Source organism: Streptomyces sp. NPDC005898 (assembly GCF_040629635.1).
Lineage (GTDB): Bacteria > Actinomycetota > Actinomycetes > Streptomycetales > Streptomycetaceae > Streptomyces.
In genome coordinates this window covers 35,659-52,566 of record NZ_JBEXWC010000024.1, presented here as the reverse complement: position 1 = coordinate 52,566, position 16,908 = coordinate 35,659, and the positions used below count along the sequence as shown (strand labels likewise).

Annotated in this window: 13 protein-coding genes, 1 tRNA gene and 1 other RNA gene; 6 read left to right on the top strand and 9 right to left on the bottom strand. The window is 72.1% G+C overall.

Translation table 11 applies throughout. From position 1 onward, the window contains the following. Nucleotides 1-39: 39 nt before the first annotated feature. From ABZ385_RS26635 to ffs, 5 genes are all read right to left on the bottom strand, one after another. Complete coding sequence (locus ABZ385_RS26635; RefSeq protein WP_358699924.1) at nt 40-1,524, bottom strand: N,N-dimethylformamidase beta subunit family domain-containing protein; 1,485 nt, start codon at nt 1,522-1,524, stop codon at nt 40-42. A 287-nt stretch (nt 1,525-1,811) separates the two neighbouring features. Next, nucleotides 1,812-3,881, bottom strand: a complete 2,070-nt coding sequence (locus ABZ385_RS26630; protein ID WP_358913559.1) for a hypothetical protein — start codon at nt 3,879-3,881, stop codon at nt 1,812-1,814. 315 nt (nt 3,882-4,196) lie between these two features. Next, entirely contained in the window at nt 4,197-5,450 is a 1,254-nt protein-coding gene (gene purD, locus ABZ385_RS26625; protein WP_358700398.1) for a phosphoribosylamine--glycine ligase, read from the bottom strand. 694 nt (nt 5,451-6,144) lie between these two features. Then, nucleotides 6,145-8,421, bottom strand: a complete 2,277-nt coding sequence (locus ABZ385_RS26620) for a DNA polymerase III subunit gamma and tau (protein WP_358913558.1) — start codon at nt 8,419-8,421, stop codon at nt 6,145-6,147. Between the two features lie 44 nt (nt 8,422-8,465). Next, nucleotides 8,466-8,564, bottom strand: an RNA gene (gene ffs, locus ABZ385_RS26615) — signal recognition particle sRNA small type. A 142-nt stretch (nt 8,565-8,706) separates the two neighbouring features. Between ffs and ABZ385_RS26610 the strand changes: the two genes are divergently transcribed. The 3 genes from ABZ385_RS26610 (at nt 8,707) to ABZ385_RS26600 (ending at nt 11,343) form a co-directional block, all read left to right on the top strand. After that, nucleotides 8,707-8,791, top strand: a tRNA-Ser gene (locus ABZ385_RS26610). 433 nt (nt 8,792-9,224) lie between these two features. Beyond that, nucleotides 9,225-10,700: a hypothetical protein gene (locus tag ABZ385_RS26605; RefSeq protein ID WP_358913557.1), complete on the top strand. Its 1,476-nt coding sequence runs from the start codon at nt 9,225-9,227 to the stop codon at nt 10,698-10,700. A 424-nt stretch (nt 10,701-11,124) separates the two neighbouring features. Continuing rightward, the gene (locus ABZ385_RS26600; protein ID WP_358582471.1) at nt 11,125-11,343 is read left to right on the top strand and encodes a hypothetical protein; all 219 of its coding nucleotides are present in this window, start codon (nt 11,125-11,127) and stop codon (nt 11,341-11,343) included. Nucleotides 11,344-11,504: 161 nt separating this feature from the next. On the opposite strand, the gene ABZ385_RS26595 is transcribed toward ABZ385_RS26600, so the two are convergent. Both ABZ385_RS26595 and ABZ385_RS26590 read right to left on the bottom strand, forming a co-directional pair. After that, a complete protein-coding gene (locus ABZ385_RS26595; protein ID WP_358582469.1) occupies nt 11,505-11,786 on the bottom strand; it encodes a hypothetical protein in 282 nt (93 codons plus the stop codon). Nucleotides 11,787-12,051: 265 nt separating this feature from the next. Next, the gene (locus tag ABZ385_RS26590) at nt 12,052-12,336 is read right to left on the bottom strand and encodes a hypothetical protein (protein WP_358582466.1); all 285 of its coding nucleotides are present in this window, start codon (nt 12,334-12,336) and stop codon (nt 12,052-12,054) included. A gap of 281 nt (nt 12,337-12,617) precedes the next feature. On the opposite strand from ABZ385_RS26590, the gene ABZ385_RS26585 reads away from it, so the two are divergent. Continuing rightward, the gene (locus tag ABZ385_RS26585; protein WP_358582463.1) at nt 12,618-12,902 is read left to right on the top strand and encodes a hypothetical protein; all 285 of its coding nucleotides are present in this window, start codon (nt 12,618-12,620) and stop codon (nt 12,900-12,902) included. Nucleotides 12,903-13,238: 336 nt separating this feature from the next. On the opposite strand, the gene ABZ385_RS26580 is transcribed toward ABZ385_RS26585, so the two are convergent. Then, a complete protein-coding gene (locus tag ABZ385_RS26580) occupies nt 13,239-13,748 on the bottom strand; it encodes a DUF5949 family protein (RefSeq protein ID WP_358582462.1) in 510 nt (169 codons plus the stop codon). Nucleotides 13,749-13,957: 209 nt separating this feature from the next. On the opposite strand from ABZ385_RS26580, the gene ABZ385_RS26575 reads away from it, so the two are divergent. Continuing rightward, complete coding sequence (locus tag ABZ385_RS26575) at nt 13,958-14,671, top strand: hypothetical protein (RefSeq protein WP_358913556.1); 714 nt, start codon at nt 13,958-13,960, stop codon at nt 14,669-14,671. Between the two features lie 56 nt (nt 14,672-14,727). Then, nucleotides 14,728-15,456, top strand: a complete 729-nt coding sequence (locus ABZ385_RS26570; protein ID WP_358913555.1) for an ankyrin repeat domain-containing protein — start codon at nt 14,728-14,730, stop codon at nt 15,454-15,456. 150 nt (nt 15,457-15,606) lie between these two features. On the opposite strand, the gene ABZ385_RS26565 is transcribed toward ABZ385_RS26570, so the two are convergent. After that, on the bottom strand, nt 15,607-16,584 hold the full coding sequence (locus ABZ385_RS26565; protein WP_358913554.1) for a DMT family transporter: 978 nt from the start codon (nt 16,582-16,584) through the stop codon (nt 15,607-15,609). Nucleotides 16,585-16,908 lie beyond the last annotated feature (324 nt).

Sequence of the window (16,908 nt, the reverse complement as noted above, 5' to 3'; positions counted from 1 at the left end):
GGCCGGGGGTACGGGGCCGCGGGAGTACAGAGGGAGGGGTCAGTCCCGCTTGCAGATGCGGTCCAGGAGGTTGGCCGTGGCGCGCTGGACCCGGGTGTCCACGTGTCCCGGGCGGTCCAGCGCCGGGGACCAGGCGAAGGTGCCGGAGGCGAAGACCAGGGCGCCCGAGGGGGCGCGGTAGAGCGAGGTCTCCTGGTGGCGCCGGACGCCCTCCGCGTCCTCGTACGGCGAGTGGGCGAGCAGGATGCGGCCCTGGTGCTCGGGGAGCGCCGTCCGCGGGTAGTAGCGGTCGGCCTCACCGGCGACGAGCCCGTCGATCTCGTCGCCCTCGTGCGCGCCCGTCGCCTCCCACAGCCAATGGTCGGCGTTGCGCACGACGAGGGGGCGCGGCTCGGGGACGCGGCCCGCGTACTGGATGCCGAGCAGTTGCTGTTCGGCCGCCTTGCCGCCGTCCCGCTCGCGCCAGAGGGCGGGACGGCCGGGGCCGCGGCGCTTGCGGCAGGTCAGCAGCCGGTCCGGGACGCCGGACGGGGAGGGGCTCAATTCCACTTGCCAGTACATGGTGTTGGCCGAGAGGAAGACCAGCGAGGTGCCGCCGTCGCGGGCCAGCTCCGCGGTGCGGCGCATGGCCGGTGACCAGTACTCGTCGTGGCCGGGGAAGACCAGGCCCCGGTAGCGGGAGGGGTCGACGCGGCCCGCGTGCAGGTCGCGGGCGTCGGCGTACGCCAGGTCGTAGCCGTAGCGCTCGGCCCAGCGGATGAAGTCGTAGGCGTGGCCCACGTGCAGGGGCAGGCCCGCGCCCGCGAACGGCCGGTCGAAGGAGACCGTCACGGCGGCCTCGCTCTCGCCCAGGAGGCGGCCCTGCTCGTCCCACGCGTGGTAGAGGCTGGCGCCCGTGCACCCGTCCTCCGGGTAGAGGTTGTACGCCTGCCACGTCACGTCCGGCAGGAGCAGCAGGAGGTCGGCGGGGTGCGTGTCGCGGACCGTGAAGGGCACGTGGGAGCGGTAGCCGTCGTCGGTGGTGAGCACCGCCACGTACGCCCCGACGCTCCAGTAACTCGGGATCTGCAGCCGCCAGGAGAGCCACCAGTGGTGGCAGGAGACCGTGCGGTCGGCGGTGAGCGGGGCCGGCTGGACGATGCCGGACAGGCGCGGGCTGGTCGTGATCTTCCGGGCGCCGTCGCCGCCGTAGTGCCCGATGCGGTAGATGTCGACGCTGAACTGCTGGGGCGGGTCGACCGTGACGTGGAAGTCGATCGCCTCGCCGGGGGCGGCGGCGCCGGTGGAGGTGAACCCCTTGATCTGGCAGCGCACGTCGTCGGCGTTCAGCGGGCCGGTGCGGGGGGCCGGCAGGCCGGCGCCGGGGGCCTGGGCGGGGTCGACGTACCAGGGCACCACGTGGCCCGTGTCGTCGAAGTAGTGCTCGGATCCGCGCAGCCAGGGCAGGGGGCCCTGCCCGAAGGGGTCCGACACGGCGTGCGCCAGCGCGCCCGATTCCCAGCGGCGGATCGGCTCCTGCCCCATGTCTTCCCCTCCTCGCTCCCCCGAGCCCGCGCCACCGACGGACTCCCGCGGTTCGGCGCCTGCTCCCAGCACATCACATTAAGCACGCGCGCCGTCACCGTTCGTCGTTAATTGGCGGCGGCGGGAGGGGATCCGGGGTCCCCACGTTCTCCGGGCCCCCGGGCCCCGGGCCCCCGGCCGGGCCGGGACGGGACGGGTCGAGTCGGGCCGGGTCGGGCGGGGTCGGGACGGGTCGGGCCGGGTCGGGACGGGTCGGGTCGGGCCGGGCCGGGTCGGGTCGGGCGGGGTCAGACGAGGCGGACCGGCTTCTCCTGGCGGACGCCGAGGCGGGTGAGCCAGTCGCGCAGGGCGGACGGATCGCCGTGCTCGACGAGCCGCAGCACGCGCGGCGCGAGATCCGCCGCGCGCTCTCCGTCGACCATCAGGGCGGGGCCGTCGAGCCAGTCGAGGCCCGGGGTGGCTCCCGCCGTGTCCACGGCCGCGCAGCACACCATCGCCGTGACGTGGTCGGCCAGCAGCTCGCGCCCCGTCCGGGGCGGCTGGAGCGGGAAGAGGGGCAGCGCGCCATGGTCCCAGAGCGCCTCGTCGGGCCCCTGGCCCACCGGCGCGGAGCGAACCGGCGCGGCGGCCTCCTCCCGCGCCAACTCGGCGCTGAGCCCGGCCGCGAGGACTCCGCCGGGGCCTTCGTCCCGGGCGAGGGGGTCGGAGTCGTCGGGGGCGTGAGCGTCGCCACCGGGACCGCCCAGGGCGAGGGCGTCGTCACCGGGACCGCCCAGGGAGCGGGCGTCGTCACCGGGACCGCCCAGGGAGCGGGCGTCAGGTTCATGGCCGTCAGAACCGAGGGCAGCACGACCGGAGCCACCAGAACCCTGGGCCCCGGAGGCGAGGGCGTCAGAGACGTCGGAGACGGCAGGGGCGCCGGAGGCGTCAGAGATGCCAGAGACGCCAGCGAGGCCAGTAAGGCCAGAGGCGTCAGAGAGGTCAGGACCGTCAGCCAGGCCAGCAAGACCAGAGGCGTCAGAGACGTCAGAGGCAAGCGCGCCAGGGACCCCGGTGGCCGTCAGGTGGTCCAGTACGCGGGCCAGGGTCGGGCCCTCCGGGCCGGGGGTGGTCGGGTCGGCGGCGTGGTGGCCGACGCCCAGGGAGTCGAGGACGCGATGCAGCCGCGCCGCGTCCATGCGCCACTTGCGGTCGACGACCTCGTCCGGATACTCCTGCCACGCCACCGGCGCCCAGTCCGGCCCCTGCTCGGCGGGGCCGCCGTGGAAGAGCCGGGCGGCGAGCAGCGAGGCCGCCTCGTCCACGCATCCGGGCTCCTCCAGCAGGTCACAGGCGGGGCGCTCCCCCAGCCGCGAGGCGAAGCCCTCCGCAAGCCGGTCCCTGCGGGACAGCTCGGTGAGCGCGGAGACCACCCCGGCGTCCAGCCGGGAGGGCCAGCGCCCCATGCGCCAGGCGGGCAGCGCCACCCGGGTGAGCAGCCGGTCCCAGCCCGCGTACGCGAGCCCGACCTGCTCCTGGGCGACGATCCGCACGCCGTAGTCCACGGTCTGGGCCCGCTCCGCGGCGGCCGCGGCGACACCCCGCTCCATCTCGGCGGCATGGACCCGGCAGTTGCGCAGGAGCAGCCGGGCAACCCAGCCGACGCCACCGAGCACCACCCGGGTCACGGGGTTGCGCCCCGGGGCCGAGGCGACCGCGACCGCGGCGTCGAGCCCCCGCACGAAGCGCCGGGCGGCGGCTATGTCGGGGTGCGCGGAGGGCCCCGTACCCGCCACGACGGGGGCGAGCACCGCCCGCAGCTCACCGACCCGCATCCACCACAGGAAGGGGGAGCCGATGACGAGCACCGGCGCGTCAAGGGCCCGGTGGTGCGCGCCGCGCACGCCGCCGGCGGGCGCGCCGTCCGTGGCGCGGGAGCCGTCCCGGTCCTTCGCGGCCGAGCCGTGCGCCGGGTGCGTGCGGTCCTCCAGCCAACTGTCGCAGTCGGGGGTGAGCGCTATCGCCGAGGGCGCGGGCACGTCCAGCCGGTCCGCGAGATCCCGGACCAGGCGGTACAGGTCCGGGGCGGACTTCTCGGCGATGGGGACCGTCGGGCTCAGCGCGGGTCTGGCCCGGGCGACGACCAGCGAGACGCCCGCGGCGGCGAGCAGCACCAGCACGGCGAGCACCGTCACGACCCAGCCCACGACGTCCCAATTCCCGCCGCCGACATGCCCCGTGGCCCTGCCCGCGAGCAGCACGACGGCGGCGGCCGCGGGCAGCAGGGCGACGGCCAGCGCCCTGCTGCGCAACCGCAGCACGGCGAGCGCCCGGGAGCGCGCGGCCTGCGCGCCGACCTCCACACCCGTAACCGACACGACCGATGGCACCCCCTGCTTGCCTACTGCTCGGCCACCGGCACAAGCCGGTGGCGCACATGGCTGGCGTTCCTTCTGCTCATTCCCCCACTGTGGCACCCGCCACTGACATCGCAATGCCGGTGGTCTGTTTGGCTCTGGGCGCCCTGAACGCTTGCGCCGCACCCTAGTTGGGGTCCCGGTCGTCGTCAGCCGGATGGGCCAGCGGTCACTCGATGGAATGGCTTTGGGTAAAGGTGGATGCCGAACAGGCCCCGGATCCGTGTCGGATCCGGGGCCTGGGGTCAGCGGGGAGTCACCCGTGGGCGAGGCCGGTCACGCCTCGGCCGCCGCCTTCGCCGCGATGTCCGTGCGGTGCTGCGAGCCGTCGAGGCGGATACGGGACAGCGCGGCGTACGCCCGCTCGCGGGCCTGGTCGAGGCCGTCGCCGGTCGCGGTCACGGAGAGCACGCGGCCGCCCGCGCTGACGACGGCGTCGCCGTCCCGCCTGGTTCCGGCGTGCAGGACGTACGCGTGCGGGGCATCCTGGGCCGCCACCTCGTCGAGCCCCTCGATGGGGTCACCCGTGCGAGGCGTGCCGGGGTAGTTGTGCGAGGCGACGACCACGGTCACCGCGGCCTCGTCGCTCCAGCGCAGCGGGGGCAGGTCCGCGAGGTTGCCGGTCGCCGCGGCCAGCAGGAGTCCGGCGAGCGGGGTCTTCAGACGGGCCAGCACGACCTGGGTCTCGGGGTCGCCGAACCGGGCGTTGAACTCGATGACCCGCACCCCGCGGCTCGTGATCGCCAGGCCCGCGTAGAGCAGGCCCGCGAACGGGGTGCCGCGGCGGCGCAACTCGTCGACGGTCGGCTGGAGCACGCTGTCCATGACCTCGTCGACCAGCTTCGGGTCGGCCCACGGGAGGGGCGAGTACGCGCCCATGCCGCCGGTGTTCGGCCCCTCGTCGCCGTCCAGGGCGCGCTTGAAGTCCTGGGCGGGCTGGAGGGGGACGACCGTCTCGCCGTCGGTGACCGCGAAGAGGGAGACCTCGGGGCCGTCGAGGAACTCCTCGATGACCACCCGGTCGCACGCGAGGGCGTGCGCGCGGGCCGCCTCGATGTCGTCGGTGACGACGACTCCCTTGCCCGCGGCGAGCCCGTCGTCCTTGACGACGTACGGGGCCCCGAAGGCGTCCAGGGCCCGGTCGATCTCCTCCGCGTTCGTACATACGTACGACCGGGCGGTCGGCACGCTCGCGCCCGCCATCACGTCCTTGGCGAACGCCTTGGAGCCCTCCAGGCGTGCCGCCTCCTTGGAGGGGCCGAAGCAGGGGATGCCGGCGGCGCGCACGGCGTCGGCGACACCGGCGACGAGCGGGGCCTCCGGGCCCACGATCACCAGGCCGGCGTCCAGTCGCCGGGCGAGAGCGGTCACGGCGGCGCCGTCGAGGGCGTCGACCTGATGGGTCTCGGCCACCTCTGCGATGCCGGCGTTGCCGGGGGCGCAGTGCAGCTCGGAGACGGCGGAGTCGAGGGACAGAGAGCGGCACAGGGCGTGTTCGCGGGCACCACTGCCGATGACGAGGACCTTCACGGTGGTCAGCCTAGCCCGCGACCCGGGACGGCTTTGTACGGCCTGCCAGCTCTGGCTCCGGAGCCTGTCGTACGTTCCTACAGTTCCCGGCGCGTCCCCGTTGGCGTCCGCCGGACTGACCGCCGGAACGGGGCGGGGCGGCCGCCTGGTCCAGACCACCGGGACCGGGCGGGGCGGGGCGGCCGGTTCCGGAGCCTGACCACCGGGACCGGGCGGGGCGGGGCGGCCGGTTCCGGAGCCTGACCACCGGGGCACCGGGCCCTCTGGCGGGCGCCTGGGCCTGAGCACCGGAACTGGGCCCCCCTGGCGTACGTCTGGACCCGAGCACCGAGACCGGGCCCCCGTGGCGTATGCCTGGGGGGGGACCACCGGGGCCGGGCCCACTCGGCCTACGCCTGAGCCTGGCCATCGAGGCCAGGCCACCTCTGGCGAGCACCAGGGCCCGGCCACCGGGACTGGGCCACCCTGGCGCGCACCGGGGCCTGAGCACCGGGACCAGGCCACTCCTGGCGGCCGCCCGGGCCCGACCACCGGGACTGGGATCACCCGCAGCGGCATCCCGGGCCTGGCCAGGCGTACGCCTAAGCCTGAGCACCGGGACCAGGCCCCCCCTTGGCCACGCCTGATCCTGACCACCGGGACCAGGCCACCCGTGGCGGCCGCCTCCCCCGGGGGCGGGTGACCCGGACCGGAGCTATTCGTTCGGGTACTCGTCCACCACCGTGGCGCCCAGCTCGCGGACGATCAGGTCGTGGCCGGACAGGGCCGATTCGACGAGGTCGGGGTCGTCGTCCGCCGGGATGTCGTCCTCGGGGGACACGTGTTCCCGGGCGGGGTTGGGCCGGGGCGGCGGTGTGGGCTCCGGGGCGGGTGACGGCGCGGCCGGGGCGGACGGAGCGGCCGAGGACGGCGTGCGGTGTTGCGGCGGGGCCGCCGGGCGGGACGGGGCGGGAGCACCGCCACCGAAGTTGCCCGCGGCCGGCGGCGGCGCGGAGCCGCCCGACGGGTCGACGATCGCCTCGACCTTCCACTGCACGCCGAACTGCTCGGACAACGCCTGGCGCAGCACGTCCTCGCTGCCGCTGCTGGCGAAGTTGTCCCGGGCCCCGGCGTTGACGAAACCGAGCTGGAGCGTCGTGCCGTCGAAGCCCGCCACCTGGGCGTTCTGGCTGAGCAGGATCCAGGTGAAGCGGCGGCGGTTCTTCACCGCCTCCAGGATGTTCGGCCACAGGGAACGCGGGTCGGGGCCGCCCGCAGGGGCCGCCTGGGCAGCCATGGGGGCGGGGGCGGCGGCCGGGGAGGGGGCCTGCTGGGCCGGGGGCGGTGCCGTGGCGGGCCCGCTCCCTCCGGTGGAGGCGGCGGTGGGCCAGCCACCCGGACGCGGGGCCGAGGGGGCCGCGGAGGCGCCGGGAGCGGCGGGGGCGGCAGCCGCGGGGCCGCCGCCCGGGGCCGAGGCCGTGGGCCAACCGCCCGGTCGCCGCTCGCCGGACGGGGCGGCGGGGGGCGCGGCCTGCGGTGCGGGAGCCGGCGCGGCGGGCGGCGGCGTCGGCGCCTGGGGCGCCGGTGTCGGGGCCGGGGAGGGGGGCGCCGGGGTCTGCGGGGCGGTCGCTTCCGGGGCCGGGCCGCCCTGCGGCGCCCCTGAACCTCGTACAGCCGCACGCGCGGCGGCCGGGCCGCCCCCCGGAGGCACCGGAGGCACCGGCGGGCCCTGCGGGACGGGCGCGGGGCCGCCCGGGTGGGCGCCCGCGTGGGCCTCCGGCCCGGGGACGTACGCCATGGCGGGGCCGGGGCCCTGCCCGCCCGGGACGAAGTTCCCCCCGCGCTCCAGGCGGTCGAGGCGGGCCATGACGGAGCGCTCGTCGTCGTACGCGGCGGGGAGCAGCACGCGCGCGCAGATCAGCTCGAGCTGGAGGCGCGGCGAGGTGGCGCCGCGCATTTCGGTCAGGCCCTCGTTGACGATGTCGGCGGCGCGGCTCAGCTCGGCGCCCCCGAAGACGCCGGCCTGGGCCTGCATCCGCTCCACGACGTCGGAGGGGGCGTCGATGAGCCCCTTCTCGGCGGCGTCCGGCACGGCGGCGAGGATCACCAGGTCCCGCAGCCGCTCCAGGAGGTCGGCGACGAAGCGGCGCGGGTCGTTGCCGCCCTCGATGATGCGGTCCACGACCTCGAAGGCGGCCGCGCCGTCCCCGGAGGCGAAGGCCTCGACCACGGAGTCGAGCAGCGAGCCGTCGGTGTACCCGAGGAGCGAGGTGGCCATGGCGTACGTCACACCGTCGTCGCCCGCGCCGGCGAGGAGCTGGTCCATGACGGACATCGAGTCACGCACGGACCCGGCGCCGGCCCGCACGACGAGCGGGAACACGCCCTCCTCGACGGCCATGTCCTCCTGGCCGCAGACCTGGGCGAGGTACTCCCGGAGCGTGCCGGGCGGCACGAGCCGGAACGGATAGTGGTGCGTACGCGAGCGGATCGTGCCGATGACCTTCTCGGGCTCGGTCGTCGCGAAGATGAACTTCAGGTGCTCCGGGGGCTCCTCGACCACCTTCAGCAGGGCGTTGAACCCCGCGGAGGTGACCATGTGGGCCTCGTCGATGATGTAGATCTTGTACCGGCTCGACGCCGGGCCGAAGAAGGCCTTCTCGCGCAGGTCACGGGCGTCGTCCACGCCACCGTGGGACGCGGCGTCGATCTCGATGACGTCGATCGAACCCGGGCCGTTCCTCGCGAGGTCGCGGCAGGACTGGCACTCGCCGCAGGGCGTGGGAGTGGGACCTTGCTCACAGTTGAGGCAGCGGGCCAGGATGCGCGCGCTCGTCGTCTTGCCGCAGCCGCGCGGGCCACTGAACAGGTACGCGTGATTGACCCGGTTGTTCCGCAGCGCCTGCTGCAGCGGGTCGGTCACATGCTCCTGCCCGATGACCTCGGCGAACGACTCCGGGCGATAACGGCGGTACAACGCGAGAGACGACACGCATACGAGGTTATAGGCGCCCACTGACAACCCGGACCGCCCCAACGCAAAGCGCCCCCCACGCACCCGCCAGAGCCGACCTACCCTTGCTGCCTTCCGGCCCTGGGGGAGTTCAGTCAGATAGCGCCACGTGAGGGGCTGCCCCCCACAGTAGCGGATCCCCACCCCCGGAAGCGACGCGCCCCCGGACCGGACCACCCCAGAACGATCACGACGAGACCGATCCCGGGCCCGCCCCCGGACCGTGTTCGCGAGCACTCCCCAACGTCTTGTATTGTTTGCGGCGGAGGATTCGCCTAGTGGCCTAGGGCGCACGCTTGGAAAGCGTGTTGGGGGCAACCCCTCACGAGTTCGAATCTCGTATCCTCCGCACTCGCCCGCCAGGGCAGCCGAAGGACCCGACCGTTCAGCGGTCGGGTCCTTCGTCGTTCCGTGGTTGCAGTTTTGGCCAGCCGCTGGGTCAGCGGCCGGGTCCCCCACCGTCGCCTCGTACGGGACGCCAGCGGTGAAGTACCCGTTCCACTCCATGATCACGGAGTCGGCATGTGAACGGGCGGTCAGCTGCGTCGGGGCAGGGGGGCTCGATGGGGTGGTCCGGGTGCAGGGGCGCCTCCGTGGGTTCGGGGGTGGTCCTTCGGTAGGGCGCTGCAGGACAAGCAGGCCTTGCGGACAGCGAGATCTCCAAGTCAGCCTCCATGCCCCGCCCATGGGCGCGTCGTCGGTGGTTCACACCGTGCGGAGGCCAATGGAGTCACACCCTCCCCACCGCCCTTGGCCGAGGGCGCCAGTGGCACAGTGAGCGCATGCAGCCGCCTGCTTGGGCGGGGAACGTGGATACCCCGCTGTCCGCGCCCGACGCCTTCGACGTCCCCGTGTTCCTCCGCCGTAGCTCACCGCTGGCCCCCGCGCCGCGGCCCACTCCTGTGATGGTGGCCTTGGCCCACCAACCATTGCCCCAGGGCGCCGGCATACCTGCGGACGGCGCGTATCTGGTCGGCACGACGTGGCGTGCGCTCCTGGATGCCACGATCGCGGTGGGACGGGACATCAGCTCCTGGATCACCGCTACGCCCCGTCTCGCACGCCACGAGATCAAGGCACGCCGGTACCCCCTCTCCGCCTACCTGGTACGGGCCGGGCGCGAGGTCGTACCCAGCGTCGTCTACACCCACGGAACGGAGAGCTCGACCCGTACCGCCTTCGGCTACCACGTGGGCATGACGATGGCCCAGTGGGCCTGTCAGACGATGGGGCTCGGCCCCACCACACACGCTGAGAGCGCGATTCCACAAGGCGCGGCGCCCGGCTGGGACAAGACGCGCAGTCTGCCGGACCTGTTCGGCACGCACCCGGCCACGTCCGAGCTGTGGCTGATCGAGGCAAAGGGGAGCCGTCGGCTCGGCATGGGGCCCAGGACCAAGGGGGCGCAGCAATTGGACGTCGGCGCTCTCATCCCCGTTGCACATCAGAAGGTGCTGTGCGGGACCAGCCTGGAGCGGCGCCTGTTCATGATGATCGACGTCGAGGGTGACCCACCGGCCGGGGACCCCAGCAACACCTCCGACGAGGAAACGCTGCAGCAGGACGACGAGGCCCTCCTGGAACTCGCTCGGTCGCGCATGCTGACGTATCTGGCACTTTCGTCGTTGCCCCGGGGCGGGTTGCGCGTCACGGCAGTTGGCAGGCCCGAGGCGGAGGCAGCAGCAACGCGAAGGGCCCCGATCCGACTGTTGGAGAACGACGAGCCCACAGCCGAGCTGCGTCGTCACGTCGCACCGGATTCCGGGGACGCCGACATCAGGCAACAGCACGGCCTGGACATGCTGACGGGACGGATTCCGGGCACCGATCTGATGCTGGGGATGTCCCGACGTCTGTACGGCGCGTGCCGCGAACTGGCCCACGCAGAGCGTCGCGTCATCGCGCGGGTCCGGGAAGAACGACCCATGTACATGGACGAGCTGCCCCGTGCGGTTCAGCGCCCGGAGAACGCGGTAGCGCGGCGGCTCGAAGGGCAGATGAGCGATCGCGCGCGCGAGGAAAGAGCCGCTGCTGCTCAGGAGTACGCGCGCAGAGTTCGAGTGGAACAGCGAGACGATCAGCTCCGCTCCGTACGTGAAGGTTTCACGAGGGGAGCCAGCGGCTCCTGGATGCACCTCATCGATCTGGCTCCGCGTCTCGCGCTCCCCAGCGAGGAGGGTTTCCTGGAGGCAGCGACCTCGGACACCTACCTCGCGGTCGAGGAGGAGGCACTCGACCTGGATACCGACGTCGAGTAGCGATGGCCGGCCAGCGTTGCTGGGCCGACCTCCAGCAGTGGTCCGGCGCGGACTGGCCATCGACTCGAACGACTCTCTCAGCGCGAAGCTTGGATGCCCCGATCAGCCGCGTTTCCTTGGTTGCAGTTCCGGTCGGACCCCTGCCCGACGGCACGTCTCTGGCCAAGGCCTCGACCCCGCAGCCCACGGCATCCAGGGCGTCATGCCCGCACAAGTCCCGGGGGCGGTGCCGTGGGCGGCTCGGTGAGCGATTGCACCATCCGGCGGGGGATAGCTCTTCTGCTGCGACCGAATAGCGCAATGCCCATGTCCGAAAGAGTGGCCCGAGCGTCTTCGGGTCTGCGCAGGCGGAAACGGGGGAAAGAATCGCCACAAATGCTTCCCCATATTTGGGGAGGCACGGACATTCGACCCGAAGGTAGACATGATCAAGAAGGCTATTACCTGCGCAACCATTGTCGCAGCCGCCATGGCAGTCGGCACGAGCACGGCCGCTGCTTGCGACCGTGACGGTGACCACCGCAACCACCCGTACACCGTCGAGTGGGGTGGCGGTAACTTCGAGTTCCTGAAGACCTCGTCCGACACCGGAATCTTCAGCGGCTCGGGCTACCACGGCGAAGTCCACGGCAACCACCGCTGAGCAGTCGCCGTACCCGTCGGCTCTTCGCAGGACGTTTGCATCAACTGTGAAGAGCCGGCGGACAAATAAATAGCACAAAAACAAACGCCGGGGCCGCTGTTGAAAAACAGCGGCCCCGGGGTCCGTAGTAGGGTCTCGCCTACCGCCGGACTGTGCGGGCGTCAGTCGATGACGGCACCAAGGATGGGCAGCGCGGGAGCGGACGAGTCATCCACGACCTTCGAGTGCTGACGGATCTCGTTGCACTGGAAGGCGCGGGCCTCGTCCAGCAGCTCGATGGTCAGGATGTCGATGTCCTGGATCGTCGGGCAGACGTCGCGGATGATCTCGATGTTCTGCGAGTAGTGCCCGTGAACCTCCTCGTCGGCCATGGCCGGGGAGACGGCCATACCGGTGGCGGTCAGCGTCAGCATCGAGCCGGCGAGAATCTTCTTGGCATTCATTGTGATGTGCCTTCCTTGCGTCCGGGTAGCTGCGGCGCCTTTGGTAGGCGCCGACAGATCCACTAACTGTCCCGCAGCAGCCGGGGTTCCGTACCTTTAAACTCATTCACTCTTTTGCAGCAATGGAAAATCGGCGGTTGATGGTTTCGACAGCACGACCGCCCGCTCACGAACAATGGGCCCCGGGCTCGCGGTATGACCGCGGGCCCGGGGCCCATTTCCCTTCGAAAAGGGTTACTACAGGAGCGCCACAGGGGAGCCCAAGCTATTTGTTGACCACCTGGCCGAGGAGCGGCAGCGCGGGAGCGGACGAGCTGTCGTGGACCGCGGAGCCCTGACGGACCTCGTTGCACTGGAAGGCACGGGCCTCGTCCAGCACCTCGATGGTGAGAACGTCGATGTCCTGGATGGTCGGGCAGATGTCGCGGATGATCTCGATGTTCTGCGAGTAGTGCCCGTGAACCTCCTCGTCGGCCATGGCCGGAGAAACAGCCATACCGGTGGCGGTCAGCGTCAGCATCGAGCCGGCGACAATCTTCTTCACACTCATGGTGTGTACCTTCCTAGCTTTAGTGGGCGTCTCCCAGTGAGTGCGCCAGCACCACCGATAACGCCGGTCACCGCCCTCACGTTTCTCCGGGCGGCCCACAATCACCCGGTTACCGCATCCATACGCCTAATGAACATAGCCTCATCACACTTATAGGCAGCATGAGCAGGCAATTGGGTGAACGAGGCCCCAGGTGCGCAACCTCTGGCGCCGTTTCCCGTTATGTCCCGCGTCGGCACCCGGACCGGGTGCTATGTCATCCGGGAAGGAGCGCTCGAAATATGAACGCGAAGAACAAGAAGGTTCTGGCGGGGACGATGCTGACCCTGGCGGCCACGGGCATGGCGGTTACGCCGGCCTCGGCCGACGAGGAAGTCCACGGCAACTACTCGCAGAGCATCGAGGTCATCCGGGACATCTGCCCGACGGTCCAGGACATCGACGTCCTGACCATCGAGGTGCTCGACCAGGCTCGCACCTTCCAGTGCAACGAGATCCGCCAGAAGTCGCACTACGTCGACGACTCGGCCGCGCCCGCGCTGCCGATCCTGGGCACCGTCCACTAACTGGGACTCTCCTCCACGTCTCGGTTTCCGCCCCGCGCTCCGCGAGGTGAAGCACCGGAATTCACCGGGTCACACATGTATGCCAGCGGCACTGTGAGGGTGACCACTGCCCGGTGAGCCGGTACGGATCTCTGAGCGGCGGGACAGCGATTGCCCCGGCAGGTGACGGATATCCGTCGTCTCCCGGGGCAAAGCTGTGCCCGGAGCCGGGCCCGAACGAAACGAAACGAAACGCGTCTGTGAGAAGGACAAATGCCGTGCCCCCGGAGAGAGTCTCCGGGGGCATGGCAGTTTCGGCTGAGTACGTCGTGGTCGTGCGCCGGTGACCCACCTCGGTCAGGGGCGGATCCTGCGTACCGGCACGAGGCAGCGGGCGCTGGTCGGCACCATCTGCTCGTCCGAGACGAACGCGCGCAGTTGCTCCGCGCCGACCGGCTTTCCCTGCACGGCTTCGGGCCACGGCCGCAGCGCGCACAGCAGGTAGGCCGAGCCGTTCTCATAGGCCGCCTGCTGCCACTGCGAAGAGACCGGGCACTGAACGTGCAGGAAGGGCAGGCTGAGCACCACCTGCTCGGCCTCCACCAGCAGTGAGACCGAACTCCGCGTCTCCCGCGTCAGGTCCGTCACGTTCCCACCGATCGGGAGGCCGGCCTTCTCCAGCTCGGCACGCAACGCCTTCGTGCCGGCCTCGGGGCCCTCGCGGCCGTCCCCGCGGGAGCACACCAGCAGGAAGGGCCTCACGGGGCCCTCGGAGTCGGGCGCGGGTTCGTTGGCCCACGGGATGATGATGAGGGTGCCCAGGAGGGAGCGCTGCTTTTCCGGGGTCACGGCAGTGGAAGGGGTCATGCCCGCGGATGCTAGTGGCGCCCTCCCGGCCCTTCGGGTGCGTTTACACCCGTTCGGCCCATTGCCGCGGGGTGGATTCCCCCGGCCGGGTAACCGGCTCCCGCGCGTCGGTTTCCTCGACAGCCGGGCGGGTGTGGTTCCGCAGCCCCGTGTCACGTATTCTCCCCATTCGCCCGTCCGAGTGGCGGCCTGAAGAGGATGGACAGAGGGTGTCGCGGATATCGGTGGTCTTGTCCCTGCTGGGCCGGGGGCGGGAAGCCCTGGTCCGCGAGGTGCGGGACGTCGTCGTCGTGCCGTGGCGCGGGCTTCGCTCGCGCGGGCCCCTCGGGGTGTCACTGGCCCTGTGCGCCGTGCTCGCCGTGACCGGCCTGCACGCGTTCCAGCAGACGGCGGTGGGTGCCGACGTACTGCGGGTGGTCAGTGAGGTGCGGGCCGACCAGCCGCTCTGGCTGACCCTGCTGCGTACGCCCGTATCGCTGTTCGTGCCCGCCGTGGATCTGTCTGTGTGGGGCGGGCTGCCCCGGTTGTTCCTCGCCTTCGCGCTCGCCGAGCTGCTCTTCGGGCGGGCCCGCACGCTCGTGGTGGCGTACGCCGTGACGCTCGCCGGGACGCTCGGGGCGCGGGTGATGATCGCGCTCGGTCCCGATCGTCTCGGCCTACCCGGCAGTGCGGCGCACGCCGTGGACACCGGGGCCTCTGCCGCCATCGTGGGACTGTTCGCCTGGACGGCGGTGGTGCTGCGGGCCCCTGTTCTCTTCGTCGTCGCCGTCATTCCCACGGTGATGGGTTCCTTCGCCGACCCCGGTCTCGCCGGCCGCGAGCATCTGGTCGCCGTCGTTGTCGCCGCGCTTCTCGGTGTCGTGCCGTACCGCGAGTGGGCCGTCCGGCGGGTAGTGGCGCCTTCCGTTGTCAGTGGTCGCTGAGAGCATCGGAGGAGTTGGTTGGGGGGCTGGTCACCGGTTGGATTTGGGGGTGGGGCGTGGCAGTTCTTGACTGGCGGGATCCGTTGGCCGTCGCGGCGACCGGGGTGATTCGCGCGGGTGACGTGGCCGCGCTCCGCGCGTTGCTCGGTACGCATGCCGGCCTTGCCGCTTCTTCGATCCGGCAGGACGGTGACGCCGCCGGGACGCGCACTCTGCTGCACATCGCCACGGACTGGCCGGGGCATTTCCCCGCGGCGCCCGAAGTCATCGGGGTCCTGGTCGCGGCAGGCGCCGACCCCGACGCCCGTTTCGTCGGAGGGCACTCCGAGACGCCTCTGCACTGGGCGGCCAGCAGTGACGACGTGGCGGCCTTGGACGCCCTGGTCGCCGCCGGGGCGGACATCGAGGCGAGGGGTGCGGTCATAGGGGGCGGCACGCCGTTGGCCGACGCGTGTGGGTTCGGGCAGTGGCGGGCCGCGCGGCGGCTGCTGGAGCACGGGGCGCGGACGACCTTGCGGGACGAGGCGACGCTGGGGCTTCTCGGCCGGCTCCGGGCCCGTGTCGCGGCGGGTCCGCTGGACGCCGACGATCTCGACAGCGCCTTCTGGGGTGCCTGCCACGGGGGCCAACTGGCGTCAGCCACCTATCTGCTGGAGCAGGGCGCCGCGCTCGACAGGGTCGGGTACGACGAGATGACCCCTCTCGACATCGCGGTCTCGGCGGGAGCGAGCGACCTCGTCGCGTGGCTGCGGGAGCGGGGCGCGAGATCGAGGGGTGAGTTGTGAGGTGTGAGGTGTGACTTGTGAGGTGCTTCGATGGGTGGCGGCTGCTGCCGGGATGCCGCTCGGCTCGCTCCTCGCCTAGGGCCAGGCTGGAATTTCTGGCGAGGAGCCGGCTGCGGCCTGCTGTCAGGGGATCGCGTCGCCGGTACGGCGTTACTGGCGAGGACCGGGCCGGCTGCCGCTGAGGGCCGCGCTGGGGTTATCGCTGCGGAGTGTGTCGGGGGCGCTCCCAAGGAGCGGGAGCCTGTCGCTGCGGCTCTGGTGACGCGTGAGCCCCACCCCCACGAGTACCACCGCCATCCCCGCCACGACTCGCGGGCCGATCTCCTCGCCGAGTACGAGCGCGCCCAGCGCGACCGAGACCACCGGCAGCAGATAGCCGACGGTCGCGGCAGCGGTGGGGCCCTCGGCCGCGATCAGGCGGGAGTTGAGGTGGAAGGTGACGCCCGTGCCGAGCGTGCCCAGGACGACGACCGCGGTGATCGCGGTGAACGTCGGGAAGGACGGGCCGGTGGGCGCGGCGGGCAGGGCGAGCGTCGTCAGCCCCGTGGCGGTCAGCAGTTGGGCGGCGGAGAGGGCGAGCGGGGCGGCGTCACGGGTGATGAGGTGGCGGGCCATGTAGGCGAAGGCGACGGCGTAACTGGCCGCCGCGGCGAGCAGGGCGAGCGCGCCCCAACTGGCCAGCCCCGTCTGTTGCCAGGGCGCGAAGATCAGCAGCGTGCCCGCGAAGCCGAGCAGCAGGCCGGCGAGGCGGAGCGGGCCGAGCCGGCGTTCGGTGCGCAGCATCAGGCCGAGGGCGAGGGACCACAGGGGGGTCGTGGCGTTCAGCACGCCGGCCACGCCCGAGTCGACGGTCTGCTCGCCGAGGCTGAAGAGGAAGAACGGCAGTGCGTTGCAGAAGAAGGCGGCCACGAGGAGGTGGCCCCACACTCGGCGGTCGCGCGGCATCCGCTGCCCGGCCGTGCGGGCCAGGACGAGCAGCACGGTGGCGCCGAGCGCGCATCGGATGATCGTGATGTGCAGCGGCGTGAGGCCGCCGCCGAGGGCGATCTTGATCCAGAGGAATCCGGAACCCCAGAGCAGGGCGAGCAGCCCCATGCGGACGGGGGTGGCACGGGTGCCGCTGAGCATCGGGGCCTCCTGTAGGGGCGAGTGTCCTGCGGGCGGGCACGCCGACGGGCGTGGCCCGGGGCGGCGGGATGTGCGGATGGGGGGGAGGGGGGGATGGGGGGATGTGCGGGTGTGCCAGAGGGGCCACAGTGCGGGCCAGGTGGTCCGCCCACCCCCTCCGCGTACGCGCCCACACCCCCCGCGTACGTACGCCGGTTCGCCCCGGCTCCCCTACGGGCTCCGGGCGCATACGTACGCCGGTTGGCCAGACCTCCGTACGTACGCCGGACCGCGTACGTGCAACTCCCGTACGCACCCCCGTCGGAGGCCCCCGTCGGAGGCCCC